This is a genomic window from Variovorax sp. VRV01 (assembly GCF_014852545.1).
Classification (GTDB): domain Bacteria; phylum Pseudomonadota; class Gammaproteobacteria; order Burkholderiales; family Burkholderiaceae_C; genus Variovorax; species Variovorax beijingensis_A.
On sequence record NZ_JACVBS010000026.1, the window covers coordinates 23436 to 36131 of the forward strand.

Here is a 12696-nt window from a genome sequence, read left to right on the forward strand (position 1 = left end):
GTTCTCAGAGGGATTCGAGCTTGCGGCCCGACAGAGCGCGCGCAATGCCCGCGTTCATGCGCTGGGCGGCAAAGGCCTCGGTGTCATTGGCCAGCGCCTTGGTGGCGCCTTCGATGGCCGCGGCGTCATTGCCCTTGGCAGCTTCGCGCAACTGCGCCATCGACGCATCGATGACTGCGCGCTCTTCTTCGCCCAGCAGATCGCCGTCGGCGTCGAGCGCGCTCTGCGTCGCAAGCAGCATGCGCTCGGCATCGACGCGCGCCTCCACCAGCGCGCGCGCCTGCATGTCCTGCTGCGCGGTGGAAAAGCTCTCCTGCAGCATGCGCGCGATCTGGTCGTCCGAGAGTCCGTACGATGGCTTGACCGCCACGCTGGCCTCCACGCCGCTGCCCTGCTCCCTGGCGCTGACGCTCAGCAGCCCATCGGCATCGACGGTGAAGGTCACGCGGATGCGCGCCGCGCCCGCCGCCATGGGCGGGATGCCGCGCAGCGTGAAGCGCGCGAGGCTGCGGCAGTCGGCGACAAGGTCGCGCTCGCCCTGCACCACGTGCAGCGCAAGCGCCGTCTGGCCGTCCTGGTAGGTGGTGAAGTCCTGCGCCATGGCCGTCGGAATGGTCTGGTTGCGCGGCACGATGCGCTCGACCAGGCCGCCCATGGTCTCGATGCCCAGCGACAGCGGGATCACGTCGAGAAGCAGCAGATCGCCCGCTCCGTTGTTGCCGGCCAGCTGGTTGGCCTGGATGGCCGCGCCAAGGGCCACGACTTCGTCGGGGTTCAGGTTGATGAGCGGCTCGCGGCCGAAGAATTCGGCGACGGCACGGCGGATCTGCGGCATGCGGGTGGAGCCGCCGACCAGCACGATGCCCTGCAGGTCGTCGGGCTTGAGCTTCGCATCGCGCAGCGCCTTGCGAACCGCTGCGATCGTGCGGTCGGTGAGCGCTTTGGTGGCGGCATCGAATTGCGCGCGCGCCAGGTCGAATCGGGCGGCGCCGCCGGCAAGCTCGGCGTGGAACGCCACGGAATCGGCACCGGTCAGCGCCTCCTTGGCCGCACGGGCGGCCACCAGCATGGCGGCCTTGTCGGCGTCGCTGCCCACTTGCAGGCCGGTTTGCGCGAGCACGAAATCGGCGAGCGCGTGGTCGTAGTCGTCGCCGCCCAGGGCGGAATCGCCGCCGGTGGCAATGACTTCGAACACGCCCTGCGTGAGCCGCAGGATCGAGATGTCGAAGGTGCCGCCGCCCAGGTCGTAGACCGCGTAGACGCCCTCGCTCGCATTGTCCAGGCCGTAGGCGATGGCTGCGGCCGTGGGCTCGCTGATCAGGCGCAGCACGTTGAGGCCGGCGAGCTGCGCGGCGTCCTTGGTGGCCTGCCGCTGGCCTTCGTCGAAGTAGGCCGGCACGGTGATGACGGCGCCGTAGAGCTCGCCGTCGAAGGTGTCTTCGGCGCGATAGCGCAAGGTGGCCAGAATCTCGGCGCTGATCTCCACCGGCGACTTGATGCCCGCGGCCGTCTCCACCTTGACCATGCCGCCTTCATCCACCAGGCGGTACGACATCGACTCGCGGTTGGCGATGTCGGCCAGTCCGCGGCCCATGAGCCGCTTGACCGAGGTGATGGTGTTTGCGGCATCCTGCGCACGCGCGGCGAGCGCATCGAAGCCGATCTGGCGCCGCTCGCGGTCGAGATAGCGCACGGCAGAAGGCAGGATCACGCGGCCCTGGTCGTCAGGCAGGCATTCGGCCACGCCATTGCGCACCGCGGCCACCAGCGAATGCGTGGTGCCCAGGTCGATGCCCACGGCGATGCGGCGCTGATGCGGGTCGGGCGCCTGGCCGGGTTCGGAAATTTGAAGAAGAGCCATCAGGCCTCCCGCCGGGCCGCCCCAAGGGAGGCCTGCGCCCCCTCGGGGGGCAGCGAATACACGAAGTGATGAGCGTGGGGGTTCATATCTGGCTATTGTCCCAACTGATCGAACTTGGCTTCGACGTCCTGTCCGAAGCGCTCAATGAACATGAGGGCTCTCACCTGCTGCGCAGCGGCGGGGTAGTCGCCCTTCTCGTCGATCAGCCAGTCGAGCGATGACAGCGCGCGGGCGCGCCCGGCCTCGACTTCGGCCTGCAGCTGCTCGACCGCGGCGATGTCGCCGGCATCGTCGAGCGCCTCGCGCCACTCCATCTGCTGCATCAGGAAATCAGGCGGCATGGCCGTGTTGTTCTCGGCGTTCAGCGGTGCACCGTGGAGTTCGCAGATGTAGCTGGCCCGGCGGATCGGGTCCTTGAGCCGCTGGTAGGCCTCGTTGATGCGCACCGACCATTGCATCGCCACGCGCTGCGCCGCGGCGCCCTGCGCGGCAAAGCGGTCCGGATGCGCCTCGCGCTGCAGCTCCTTCCACCGGGCGTCGAGCACGGCACGGTCCTGCGCGAAGGTCGCGGGGACGTCGAACAGTTGAAAGTCGGTGTCGTTGAGGTTCATCAGGCGGCCTGCGCCCTCGGAGGGCGGATCAAGAAAAAACCGCCAGCACATGACATGGTGGCGGCTGTGGTCGCTATCAGCGACGGCGCATCAGATGCGGAAACTCTCTCCGCAACCGCAGCGATCCCGCTCGTTCGGGTTGATGAACTTGAAGCCTTCGTTCAGGCCTTCGCGCACGAAGTCGAGCTGCGTGCCGTCGATGTAGGCCAGGCTCTTGGGGTCGACCAGCACCTTCACGCCATGGTCTTCGAACACCACGTCTTCAGGCGCGAGTTCGTCCACGTACTCGAGCTTGTAGGCCAGGCCCGAGCAGCCGGTGGTCTTCACGCCCAGCCGCACGCCCACGCCCTTGCCGCGTTTGCCGAGGTAGCGGGTGACGTGGCGCGCGGCGGCTTCGGTCAGCGTAACGGCCATGTCAGTGGACTGCCGATGGCTCGGCTTCTGCCGTCTTGGCGCCGTGCTTGGCCTTGTAGTCGCTCACGGCGGCCTTGATGGCGTCTTCGGCCAGGATCGAGCAGTGGATCTTGACGGGCGGCAGCGCCAGCTCCTCGGCGATCTGGGCATTCTTGAGCGCCGCGGCTTCGTCGAGCGTCTTGCCCTTGACCCATTCGGTGACGAGCGAGGACGACGCAATGGCCGAGCCGCAGCCGTAGGTCTTGAAGCGCGCGTCTTCGATCACGCCGGTTTCGGGGTTGACCTTGATCTGCAGCTTCATGACGTCGCCGCAGGCCGGCGCGCCGACCATGCCGGTGCCGACCGAGTCGTCGCCCTTTTCGAAGGAACCGACGTTGCGGGGATTTTCGTAGTGGTCGATGACCTTGGATGAATATGCCATGGTGTACCTCTCAAACTTTGTTCAATGCGTCAGTGGGCCGACCACTGGATCGTGCTGATGTCGACGCCGTCCTGGAACATCTCCCACAGGGGGCTCAGCTCGCGCAGCTTGGCGACGTTGTGCTTGATGGTCGAGATGGCGTAGTCGATTTCTTCCTCGGTCGTGAAACGGCCGATGGTCATGCGCAGGCTGCTGTGGGCCAGCTCGTCGCTGCGGCCCAGGGCGCGCAGCACATAGCTGGGCTCCAGGCTGGCCGAGGTGCAGGCCGAACCCGACGACACCGCCAGGCCCTTGATGCCCATGATCAGCGACTCGCCTTCGACGTAGTTGAAGCTCATGTTCAGGTTGTGCGGCACACGCTGCGCGAGGTCGCCGTTGATGAACACCTGCTCGACATCCTTCAGGCCGTCGAGCAGGCGCTTCTGCAGGCGCGCCGCCTTGGCGATGTCTTCCTTCATTTCGAGCTTGGCGATGCGGAAGGCCTCGCCCATGCCCACGATCTGGTGCGTGGGCAAGGTGCCCGAACGCATGCCGCGCTCGTGGCCGCCGCCGTGCATCTGTGCCTCGAGCCGCACACGCGGCTTGCGGCGCACGTACAGCGCGCCGATGCCCTTGGGGCCGTAGGTCTTGTGCGAAGCCAGGCTCATCAGGTCGATGGGCAGCCTGGCGATGTCGATCTCGACCTTGCCGGTGGCCTGGGCCGCGTCGACATGGAAGATCACGCCCTTTTCGCGGCAGGCGTTGCCGAGCGCGACCACGTCCTGGATGACGCCGATCTCGTTGTTGACGTACATCACGCTCGCAAGGATGGTGTCGGGGCGGATCGCCGCCTTGAACTTGTCGAGGTCGAGCAGGCCGTTTTCCTCGACGTCCATGTAGGTGACTTCGAAGCCCTGGCGTTCGAGCTCGCGCATGGTGTCGAGCACGGCCTTGTGCTCGGTCTTCACCGTGATGAGGTGCTTGCCCTTGCCCTTGTAGAAATGGGCCGCGCCCTTGAGCGCGAGGTTGTTCGACTCGGTCGCGCCGGAGGTCCAGACGATCTCGCGCGGGTCGGCTCCGATCAGCTCGGCCACATGGCCGCGCGCCTTCTCGACCGCCTCTTCAGCCTCCCAGCCCCAGGCGTGGCTGCGCGACGCCGGGTTGCCGAAGTGCTCACGCAACCAGGGGATCATTGCGTCGACCACACGCGGGTCGACCGGCGTGGTGGCGCCGTAATCGAGATAGATCGGGAAATGAGGAGTGACGTCCATGGCTGGCTCGGGCTGGCGTGGGGTTGTTTCTTTGATCTGGGCTTCTGGTGGCAGCGCCCGGAGGCGCTCCACGGCTTCTCAGGACTTCGCGAAGGCGTTGCCGAGGGCAAACACCGAATTCGGCGCGTTCACGCGAATCGGCTTGACCACCGGCTGCGCGGAAATGGCGCGCTTGACGACCGGCTTGTTCTCGATCTGCACGCCCTTGGCGATCTGGTCGTCGACCAGCTTCTGCAGCGTGACGGAATCGAGGAACTCGACCATGCGCTGGTTCAGCGAGGCCCAGAGCTCATGCGTCATGCAGCGGCCGGCTTCGCCCAGGCAGTTTTCCTTGCCGCCGCACTGCGTGGCATCGATGGGCTCATCGACGGAAACAATGATGTCTGCGACGGTGATATCTGCAGCCTTGCGGCCGAGGCTGTAGCCGCCGCCGGGGCCGCGGGTCGACTCGACCAGCTCGTGGCGGCGCAGTTTGCCGAACAGCTGTTCGAGATACGACAACGAAATCTGCTGCCGCTGGCTGATCGCAGCCAGCGTGACCGGACCGGTGTTCTGACGCAGCGCCAGATCGATCATTGCTGTGACCGCAAAACGGCCTTTGGTAGTGAGACGCATCGCAAGCTCCTTCAAGTGCTTACCGTTGAAATGACACCTTGGCCCGAGACCGCGGTGACTTCGTCTCCGCCCTGCCCGACCCCTGGCGCTGGTGAACCAGCCGGTGGGATCGGTTCTTCATCGCGAAGTTCTTTTTTTGTTGTTGAGTATTTCGCTCAAGTATAGCAGAAGACCTTGGAGCCTGCTCGGGTAAACCCCAGCGGAAACCGCTTGAAGGAACCGGAACCCCGCCCTAGGACGGCAGCACGGCGATATTGTCCCCGCCGGAGGCGCCAAAAGCCTGCTCCCGCAGCAGCGCCAGCTGGTCGCGCACCCGGGCCGCCTTCTCGAATTCGAGGTTCCGGGCGTGCTCCATCATGAGCTTTTCGAGCCGCTTGATCTCTCGGGCGATGTCCTTTTCGCTCATGTCCTCGACCTTGGCGCGTTCCAGGTCGAGCTTGGCCATTTCCTTGCCCGTCTTTTCGCTGTAGACGCCGTCGATCAGGTCGCGCACCTGCTTGACGATGCTGCGCGGGGTGATGCCGTTGGCCTCGTTGTAGGCGATCTGCCGGGCGCGGCGGCGCTCGGTTTCGCCGATGGCCTTCTTCATCGAGTCGGTCATCCGGTCGGCATAGAGGATGGCCTTGCCGTTCAGGTTGCGCGCCGCGCGGCCGATGGTCTGGATCAGCGAGCGTTCGGCGCGCAGGAAGCCTTCCTTGTCGGCGTCGAGGATGGCCACCAGCGACACCTCGGGAATGTCCAGGCCCTCGCGCAGCAGGTTGATACCCACCAGCACGTCGAAGCTCCCCAGGCGCAGGTCGCGCAGGATCTCGACCCGTTCGACCGTGTCGACGTCGCTGTGCAGGTAGCGCACCTTCACGCCGTTGTCGCCCAGGTAGTCGGTCAGCTGCTCGGCCATGCGCTTGGTCAGCGTGGTGATCAGCACGCGCTCGTTCTTCTCGACGCGGATGCGGATCTCGCCCAGCACGTCGTCCACCTGGTGGGTTGCGGGACGCACCTCGACCTCGGGGTCGATCAGGCCGGTCGGGCGGACCAGCTGCTCGACCACGTTGCCGGCATGGTCCTTCTCGTACTGCGCCGGCGTGGCGGAGACGAAGATGCACTGGCGCATGCGCGTCTCGAACTCCTCCAGCTTGAGCGGCCGGTTGTCCAGCGCGCTCGGCAGCCGGAAGCCGTATTCGACCAGCGTGGTCTTGCGCGCCCGGTCGCCGTTGTACATGCCGCCGAGCTGGCCGACCATCTGGTGGCTCTCGTCGAGGAACATCAGCGCGTCCTTCGGCAGGTAGTCGGTCAGCGTGGCCGGCGGCTCGCCGGGCGCAGCGCCCGAGAGGTGGCGCGTGTAGTTCTCGATGCCCTTGCAGTGGCCGATCTCGGCCAGCATCTCGAGGTCGAAGCGGGTGCGCTGCTCCAGCCGCTGCGCCTCCACCAGCTTGCCCTGGCTCACGAACTCCTTGAGCCGCTCGGCCAACTCGATCTTGATGGTTTCGACCGCGCTCAGCACCTTGTCGCGCGGCGTCACGTAGTGGCTCGACGGGTACACGGTGAAGCGCGGGATCTTCTGGCGGATGCGGCCCGTGAGCGGGTCGAACAGCTGCAGGGTCTCGATCTCGTCGTCGAACAGCTCGATGCGGATGGCCAGCTCGCTGTGCTCGGCCGGAAACACGTCGATGGTGTCGCCGCGCACGCGGAAGGTGCCGCGCGAGAAATCCTGCTCGTTGCGGGTGTACTGCATGCGGATCAGCCGCCCGATCACGTCGCGCTGGCCGATCTTGTCGCCCACCCGCATGATGAAGCGCATCTGCGTGTAGTCCTCGGGCGTGCCGATGCCGTAGATGGCACTCACCGTGGCCACGATGACCGTGTCGCGCCGCTCCAGCACGCTCTTGGTGGCCGACAGGCGCATCTGCTCGATGTGCTCGTTGATCGAGGAGTCCTTCTCGATGAACAGGTCGCGCTGGGGCACGTAGGCCTCGGGCTGGTAGTAGTCGTAGTAGCTCACGAAGTACTCGACGGCGTTCTTGGGAAAGAACTCGCGGAATTCGCTGTAGAGCTGCGCCGCCAGCGTCTTGTTGGGCGCGAACACGATGGCCGGCCGGCCCAGCCGCGCGATCACGTTGGCCATGGTGAAGGTCTTGCCCGAGCCCGTGACGCCCAGCAGCGTCTGGAACACTTCGCCGTCGAGCACGCCCTCGACCAGCCCGTCGATCGCCTTCGGCTGGTCCCCGGCCGGGGGGTAAGGCTGGAAAAGTTCGAAAGGCGAACCGGGGTACTTGATGAATTCGCCCTGCTTGGCCGGACCGATCGGGTCCAGTTTCTTCAGGTCTGCTATGGCTTCGTTGTTCTCTGGCATGGCTGTTCCCGACAGGTGGCGCTCGCGCCGGTAAAATTCAAGGCAACCGGAAAGGATAAAGCCTCCTCCGGTTGCAGCGAAGCTTTCATCCCAAAGGACCTTTCCATGTCTATGTTCACCGCGGTCGAAATGGCACCGCGCGACCCGATCCTCGGCCTCAACGAGCAGTTTGCAGCCGATACCAACCCCAACAAGGTCAACCTCGGCGTCGGCGTCTACTACGACGACAACGGCAAGCTGCCGCTTTTGCAGTGCGTGCAGGCCGCCGAACAGAACATGATGAAAACGCCTTCGGCGCGCGGCTACCTGCCGATCGACGGCATCGTGGCGTATGACAACGCAGTCAAGGGCCTGGTCTTCGGCGCCGACAGCGAGCCGGTGCAATCGGGCCGCGTGGCCACCATCCAGGCCATCGGCGGCACCGGCGGCCTCAAGGTCGGCGCGGACTTCCTCAAGAAGCTCAACCCCAAGGCCAAGGTGCTGATCAGCGACCCGAGCTGGGAAAACCACCGCGCCCTGTTCACCAACGCCGGCTTCGAGGTCGAAAGCTATCCCTACTACGACGCCGCCAGGCGCGGCATCAACTTCGACGGCATGCTGGCCGCGCTCAACGCAGCGCCCGCCGGCACCGTCGTCGTGCTGCACGCCTGCTGCCACAACCCGACCGGCTATGACATCACGCCCGAACAGTGGGACCAGGTCGTCGCCGCGGTCAAGGCCAAGGGCCTCGTGCCCTTCCTCGACATGGCCTACCAGGGCTTCGGCTATGGACTGAAGGAAGACGGCGCCGCCGTGGCCAAGTTCGTCGATGCGGGCCTGACCTTCTTCGTCTCGACCTCGTTCTCGAAGAGCTTCAGCCTCTATGGCGAACGCGTGGGCGCCCTCTCGGTGCTGTGCGAGAACAAGGAAGAAGCCGGCCGTGTGCTGTCGCAACTCAAGATCGCAATCCGCACCAACTACAGCAACCCGCCGATCCACGGCGGCGCCGTGGTGGCCGCGGTGCTCGGCAACCCCGAACTGCGCGCCCTGTGGGAAAAGGAACTCGGCGAAATGCGCGTGCGCATCAAGGCCATGCGCCAGAAGCTGGTGGACGGCCTCAAGGCCGCCGGCGTGAAGGAAGACATGAGCTTCATCACCACGCAGATCGGCATGTTCAGCTACTCGGGCCTCAACAAGGACCAGATGGTGCGCCTGCGCAACGAGTTCGGCGTGTACGGCACCGACACCGGCCGCATGTGCGTGGCCGCGCTCAACAGCAAGAACATCGACTACGTCTGCGCGTCGATCGCCAAGGTCATCTAGGCGTCAGCAAGATGTGAGGGAATCCGCGTTTTACGACTCCTTCACATTGCCGGCTCAAAACGGCCCTTCCGGTAGGGCCGATGTAGGGGTTAGGCCCCCTGCAAGTCAGCGAATGCGCTGATATATTGCATTGCAACATTCCACTCCAAGACCAGCGATGCTCTATCAACTCTACGAAGCCCAGCGTTCCCTCATGGAGCCGTTCTCGGACTTCGCGCAAGCGGCTTCCAAGCTTTATGGCCAGGGCGCGGTGTGGGGCCAGCTGCCCATGGCCCAGCGCATGGCTGCGGGCTACGACCTGCTCTATCGCCTGGGCAAGGACTACGAGAAGCCCGAGTTCAACATCAAGTCCGTGAAGGTCGAGGGCGAAGACGTGGTCATCCAGGAGGCCGTCGAACTCGACAAGCCCTTCTGCGAGCTGCGCCGCTTCAAGCGCTTCACCGACGAGCCGCACATCCTCAAGACGCTCAAGAGCCAGCCCGTCGTGCTGATCGTGGCGCCGCTGTCGGGCCACTACGCCACGCTGCTGCGCGACACGGTGCGCACCATGCTGCAGGACCACAAGGTCTACATCACCGACTGGAAGAACGCGCGCCTCGTGCCGCTGTCGGAAGGCGAGTTCCACCTGGACGACTACATCAACTACGTGCAGGAATTCATCCGCCGCCTGCAGGCCGAATACGGAAACTGCCACGTCGTGAGCGTGTGCCAGCCGACCGTGCCGGTGCTGGCCGCCGTGTCGCTGATGGCGAGCCGCGGCGAGCCGCTGCCCCTCACCATGACGATGATGGGCGGCCCGATCGATGCGCGCAAGTCGCCCACCGCGGTGAACAACCTTGCGATGAACAAGAGCTTCGAGTGGTTCGAGAACAACGTGATCTACCGCGTGCCGCAGGGCTTCCCGGGCGAAGGCCGCCGCGTGTACCCAGGCTTCCTGCAGCACACGGGCTTCGTGGCCATGAACCCCGACCGCCACGCCTCCAGCCACTACGACTACTTCAAGGACCTCATCAAGGGCGACGACGCCAGCGCCGAGGCCCACCGCAAGTTCTACGACGAGTACAACGCCGTGCTCGACATGGACGCCGACTACTACCTGGACACCATCCGCACCGTGTTCCAGGAGTTCGAGCTCGTGAACGGCACCTGGGACGTCAGGAACCCGAAGGGCCAGATCGAGCGCGTGCGTCCGCAGGACATCCATTCGACCGCCCTGCTCACGGTCGAGGGCGAGCTCGACGACATTTCGGGCTCGGGCCAGACCGAGGCCGCGCACAGCCTGTGCACCGGCATTGCCGATTCGCAGCGCGAGCACTATGAAGTCAAGGGCGCGGGCCACTACGGCATCTTCAGCGGCCGCCGCTGGCGCGAACTGGTCTACCCCAAGGTGCAGAAATTCATCGCGGCCCACGACCAGCCCCAGCGCCGCGCCGGCGCACGCGAAAGCCTGCCGGCCGAAGACCGGATCAAGCCGGGCCGGAACACGGCGGCCGTTGCAGCCACGAAGAGCACCTCGGCCAGGAAAGCGGTGGCGGCTGCCCCCGCCAAGAAGCCCGCGGCACGCAGGAAGTGAACGGACTGGCCGCACGCATCCACGATGCACTGCCGCAGACGCAGTGCACACGTTGCGGCTACCCCGACTGCGCCGGCTATGCGCAAGCCGTGGCCGACGGCAACGCGGGCATCAACCAGTGCCCGCCCGGCGGCGCCGAAGGCGTGGCCAGGCTGGCGCGGCTCACCGGCCGCGAGGCGCTTCCGCTCGACCCGCAGTTCGGCACCGAAGGCCCGCGCGCCATGGCGGTCATCGACGAAGCCTGGTGCATCGGCTGCACGCTCTGCCTCGATGCCTGCCCGACCGACGCCATCGTGGGCATCCACAAGCGCATGCACACCGTGATCGAAGCACACTGCACGGGCTGCGAGCTCTGCATTCCGGCCTGCCCTGTCGATTGCATCTCGCTCGAAGTCGAGACGCCGGGCCGCAGCGGCTGGCAGGCCTGGTCGCAGGCCCAGGCCGAGGCCGCGCTGCGGCGCTACAAGCTGCATGGCGAGCACCGCCGCGCGGACAAGCGCAAGGGCGAGCAAGAAGCGCCCGCCGTCGCGCAGCCGCAGGCCGCCGACACGCGCAAGCGCTCCATCGTCGAAGCCGCGCTGGCGCGCGCCCGCGCCGCCTCGCAACAACAACGGCCACCCGCCGCCAAGCCATGACCCTCGACACCCTGCTCATCTACGTCGTCGCCTCGCTCGCCCTGGCCGTGATCCCCGGCCCGACGATGCTGCTGGCGCTGTCCAACGGCATCGACGGGGGCATGCGCCGCGCGAGCTGGGGCATTGCCGGTGCGTCGCTCGGGAGCGTCATGCTGATCGCGGTGGTAGCGCTCGGACTCGGTTCGCTGCTCGCCGCATCGGAATTGCTCTTCAATGCGATCCGTGCGGCGGGTGTCGCCTACCTGATCTGGCTCGGCGTCAAGCTGTGGCGCAGCGAAGCGGCCGACCTCGGCGCGGCGCTGGCCAAGTCGGCCATCGAGGTCCGCCCGCACGGCCGCGTCGCGCTCATGCGCAGCCTGCTCGTGGCGCTGTCGAACCCCAAGACCGTGCTGTTCTTCGCGGCCTTCCTGCCGCAGTTCATCGACATCACCCGGCCGCAGGGCGCGCAGTACCTGCTGCTCGGCTCGATCTTCGTGGCGCTCGACACCTGCGTGATGCTGGCCTATGCGGCCGCCGGAACACAGGCCGTGCGCTGGCTTTCGCGCCGCGGCCTCAGGGCGCTGAACCGCAGCTGCGCGGCCGGCATGTGGCTGTTGGCGGCCACGCTGGCCTTCTGGCGCCGTCCGGGCACCTGAACGGCGCGGGGTTCAGTTTTCTTGCGCCTTCTGCGGGCGCTTGAAGAGCAGCAGCAAGACACCGGCCAGCACCACGGCCACCGCATACCACTCGAAACGCGTGACGGTCTCGTTGGCAATCCACACGCCCAGCAGCATCGCGATCACCGGATTGACGAAGGTGTAGCTCGCGGCCAAGGCGGCGGGTGCTTTCGCCAGCAGCACCATGTAGGCATTGAACGCGATCAGCGAGCCGAACACCACGAGGTACAGCCAGGCCGCAGCGGCCTCGGGCTGCGGCGGCCACACCAGCTGTTCGCCCGAGAGCGCCGAGAGCATCAGCAGCACCACGCCGCCGCAAATCATTTCGCTTGCGAAGCCCATCGCGCCGGGCGCGAGCGGCAGGCTGCGCTGGCTCAGCACGCTGCCCATCGACCAGCAGATGCAGGCAATGGAAATCGCCACCAGGCCCGCAGGCGACGACTGGAAGCCGCTGCCCTGCGTCAGCATCAGCACGCCGATGAGCCCGAGCGCGATGCCCGCCGCCTCCAGCCGCGTCGGCTTCACGCCCCAGATCAGGTTGAGCAGCGCGATCAGCAGCGGCACCACCGCGATGAAGGCCACCACCAGCCCGGAACCGATCGACAGCTCGGCATGGGCCGTGCCGCCCATGCCGCCGCCCAGCATCAACGTGCCGACCACGAGCGCATTGCGCCACTGCAGGCGCGAGGGCCAGGCCGCGCCGCGCCAGCGCATCCAGGCGGCGAGCAGCACGCCCGCGAACAGGAAACGCGAGCCCATCTGGAGAAAGGGCGCAAAGCTGATCAGCGCGTACTTGATCGCCAGATAGGTCGAGCCCCAGACCAGCCAGGTGGCGGCCAGGCAGAGCCACAGCAGCGGCGGCAGCGCGGTGCGCGCGGAACCGGATGCAGCTTGGGCGGGGGACGCGAGAGTGGGCATGGGGATGTTGTCTTGTCGGTATGGAAACGCCGTCCATGGTATGAAAGCGATCCTTTCACAACCATGCATATCTCATGGTTCTTTTCGCTC

At 66.2% G+C, this 12696-nt stretch carries 12 protein-coding genes; 4 read left to right on the forward strand and 8 right to left on the reverse strand.

All coding sequences use genetic code 11. From position 1 onward, the window contains the following. Window positions 1–4 precede the first annotated feature (4 nt). The 7 genes from hscA to uvrB all read right to left on the reverse strand — a co-directional run bounded on the left by hscA (window position 5) and on the right by uvrB (window position 7522). A complete protein-coding gene (gene hscA, locus IB278_RS30330; protein ID WP_145743371.1) occupies window positions 5–1861 on the reverse strand; it encodes a Fe-S protein assembly chaperone HscA in 1857 nt (618 codons plus the stop codon). A gap of 92 nt (window positions 1862–1953) precedes the next feature. Beyond that, window positions 1954–2472 carry a Fe-S protein assembly co-chaperone HscB gene (gene hscB, locus IB278_RS30335; RefSeq protein ID WP_145743369.1) on the reverse strand — a complete coding sequence of 173 codons (519 nt, stop codon included), beginning with the start codon at window positions 2470–2472 and terminating at the stop codon, window positions 1954–1956. 90 nt (window positions 2473–2562) lie between these two features. Next, window positions 2563–2886, reverse strand: a complete 324-nt coding sequence (iscA, locus tag IB278_RS30340) for an iron-sulfur cluster assembly protein IscA (protein ID WP_081268993.1) — start codon at window positions 2884–2886, stop codon at window positions 2563–2565. A gap of 1 nt (window position 2887) precedes the next feature. Next, window positions 2888–3307, reverse strand: a complete 420-nt coding sequence (gene iscU, locus IB278_RS30345) for a Fe-S cluster assembly scaffold IscU (protein WP_012747262.1) — start codon at window positions 3305–3307, stop codon at window positions 2888–2890. A 29-nt stretch (window positions 3308–3336) separates the two neighbouring features. Continuing rightward, window positions 3337–4557, reverse strand: a complete 1221-nt coding sequence (locus IB278_RS30350; RefSeq protein WP_192327634.1) for an IscS subfamily cysteine desulfurase — start codon at window positions 4555–4557, stop codon at window positions 3337–3339. 78 nt (window positions 4558–4635) lie between these two features. Beyond that, complete coding sequence (gene iscR / locus IB278_RS30355; RefSeq protein ID WP_007828186.1) at window positions 4636–5172, reverse strand: Fe-S cluster assembly transcriptional regulator IscR; 537 nt, start codon at window positions 5170–5172, stop codon at window positions 4636–4638. Window positions 5173–5404: 232 nt separating this feature from the next. After that, window positions 5405–7522: an excinuclease ABC subunit UvrB gene (gene uvrB, locus IB278_RS30360; protein WP_225613265.1), complete on the reverse strand. Its 2118-nt coding sequence runs from the start codon at window positions 7520–7522 to the stop codon at window positions 5405–5407. Between the two features lie 105 nt (window positions 7523–7627). Here uvrB and IB278_RS30365 point away from each other — a divergent pair, with 105 nt between their 5' ends. The 4 genes from IB278_RS30365 to IB278_RS30380 all read left to right on the forward strand — a co-directional run bounded on the left by IB278_RS30365 (window position 7628) and on the right by IB278_RS30380 (window position 11667). After that, the gene (locus IB278_RS30365) at window positions 7628–8824 is read left to right on the forward strand and encodes an amino acid aminotransferase (RefSeq protein ID WP_192327637.1); all 1197 of its coding nucleotides are present in this window, start codon (window positions 7628–7630) and stop codon (window positions 8822–8824) included. Between the two features lie 157 nt (window positions 8825–8981). Continuing rightward, the gene (locus IB278_RS30370; protein WP_192327640.1) at window positions 8982–10397 is read left to right on the forward strand and encodes a polyhydroxyalkanoate depolymerase; all 1416 of its coding nucleotides are present in this window, start codon (window positions 8982–8984) and stop codon (window positions 10395–10397) included. Beyond that, the gene (locus tag IB278_RS30375; RefSeq protein WP_192327643.1) at window positions 10394–11032 is read left to right on the forward strand and encodes an RnfABCDGE type electron transport complex subunit B; all 639 of its coding nucleotides are present in this window, start codon (window positions 10394–10396) and stop codon (window positions 11030–11032) included. The genes IB278_RS30370 and IB278_RS30375 overlap by 4 nt, the downstream gene beginning before the upstream one ends. Further along, window positions 11029–11667, forward strand: coding sequence for a LysE family translocator (locus IB278_RS30380; RefSeq protein WP_192327646.1), 639 nt, complete (start codon window positions 11029–11031; stop codon window positions 11665–11667). The genes IB278_RS30375 and IB278_RS30380 overlap by 4 nt, the downstream gene beginning before the upstream one ends. 12 nt (window positions 11668–11679) lie before the next feature. On the opposite strand, the gene yedA is transcribed toward IB278_RS30380, so the two are convergent. After that, on the reverse strand, window positions 11680–12606 hold the full coding sequence (gene yedA, locus IB278_RS30385) for a drug/metabolite exporter YedA (RefSeq protein ID WP_145743359.1): 927 nt from the start codon (window positions 12604–12606) through the stop codon (window positions 11680–11682). Window positions 12607–12696: the final 90 nt, after the last annotated feature.

What these genes read in the sequence shown, in the direction of transcription:
- IB278_RS30365 (WP_192327637.1), top strand. Translation starts at nt 7,628, where the DNA reads ATGTCTATGTTCACCGCGGTCGAAATGGCACCGCGCGACCCGATCCTC.
- uvrB (WP_225613265.1), bottom strand. Translation starts at nt 7,522, where the DNA reads ATGCCAGAGAACAACGAAGCCATAGCAGACCTGAAGAAACTGGACCCG.
- hscB (WP_145743369.1), bottom strand. Translation starts at nt 2,472, where the DNA reads ATGAACCTCAACGACACCGACTTTCAACTGTTCGACGTCCCCGCGACC.
- IB278_RS30380 (WP_192327646.1), top strand. Translation starts at nt 11,029, where the DNA reads ATGACCCTCGACACCCTGCTCATCTACGTCGTCGCCTCGCTCGCCCTG.
- iscR (WP_007828186.1), bottom strand. Translation starts at nt 5,172, where the DNA reads ATGCGTCTCACTACCAAAGGCCGTTTTGCGGTCACAGCAATGATCGAT.
- hscA (WP_145743371.1), bottom strand. Translation starts at nt 1,861, where the DNA reads ATGGCTCTTCTTCAAATTTCCGAACCCGGCCAGGCGCCCGACCCGCAT.
- IB278_RS30350 (WP_192327634.1), bottom strand. Translation starts at nt 4,557, where the DNA reads ATGGACGTCACTCCTCATTTCCCGATCTATCTCGATTACGGCGCCACC.
- yedA (WP_145743359.1), bottom strand. Translation starts at nt 12,606, where the DNA reads ATGCCCACTCTCGCGTCCCCCGCCCAAGCTGCATCCGGTTCCGCGCGC.
- iscA (WP_081268993.1), bottom strand. Translation starts at nt 2,886, where the DNA reads ATGGCCGTTACGCTGACCGAAGCCGCCGCGCGCCACGTCACCCGCTAC.
- iscU (WP_012747262.1), bottom strand. Translation starts at nt 3,307, where the DNA reads ATGGCATATTCATCCAAGGTCATCGACCACTACGAAAATCCCCGCAAC.
- IB278_RS30370 (WP_192327640.1), top strand. Translation starts at nt 8,982, where the DNA reads ATGCTCTATCAACTCTACGAAGCCCAGCGTTCCCTCATGGAGCCGTTC.